Below are 967 nucleotides of genomic sequence, written 5' to 3' on the forward strand. Positions count from 1 at the left end.
TATACGCTTAGTCATAATTTACCTCTTTAGAAAACCTTTAGAATAGGATCAGACTATGTGGGGGGTGTATATATATATTACTGAGTTTAAAATGGCACATACACCCCCTACCCCTATGACCTTTATATATAGTGTAAATATTGTTATTTATAGCTGAACGTAACATAATATATATTATCGGACGTTAATCTGTATAGATATTATACACTTGAGACACTATCGACCACCTTCACTGGCACACGCTTAAGCTTATCAAGTTTGTACTTGAGCGCAGCACGCTTAGCTTGTATGTCTGCTCTCGAAGCCGTTATGTCATCTATACTTATATTAGCAGTAGACTTATTCGACAGTAGCCTACCTTTATCAGTTTGCATAGCTGAAATCACTGATAATGTATAGATATCTTTTGGTTTTGACTCCGGTAAGTATTCGATTAATTTATCCACAGCAACGTTAGCAGCATGTTTATGTTTCACTGCAGCAATACCGCTATCGTTATCTACAAGTGGTGCTAAGCTTTCTGCATTATCTTTAATGAACTGTGAAACCCATGGTCTGGAACAGTTTAGTGTTTCTGCAATCATTCGGTGATTGAAGCCTTTGATTAAAAAGCTAGCGATAATTGGCACGGTCAGAGGTGTTTTCATTGCTTGAACTGGCAATGTTTTGATCATATCGTCAATTGCTTTATTATCAGCTTGTTTGGCAAGTGTATTAGTACTCATAGTATGTGCATATCATAGTTAGAATTATTTGTCAAGTAGAAATATTAGAATTGTAAGAAAAAAACTCACGTTGCTGGCAGCGAAGCGAAGCAACTAGGCCTGTCTGGCTATGAAGACTCGCTCGGTAGTTCGAGCGAAACTATTCTTTACTGGAGGAAATAAGACTGCTACCATCTGGTGCGATACTCAGTTAGCCACCATCCACCGCCAGTATATCATACCTTTTTGTGATTGCAAGTATA

The 967-nt window shown here is 37.7% G+C and carries 1 protein-coding gene; it reads right to left on the reverse strand.

What is annotated here, in order from left to right; genetic code table 11:
• Nucleotides 1-200 precede the first annotated feature (200 nt).
• Nucleotides 201-725 (reverse strand): hypothetical protein, encoded by a 525-nt coding sequence (locus GY937_19345; protein MCP5058862.1) that lies wholly within the window; start codon nt 723-725, stop codon nt 201-203.
• Nucleotides 726-967: the final 242 nt, after the last annotated feature.

The sequence above is a fragment of the bacterium genome (assembly GCA_024228115.1).
Classification (GTDB): domain Bacteria; phylum Myxococcota_A; class UBA9160; order UBA9160; family UBA6930.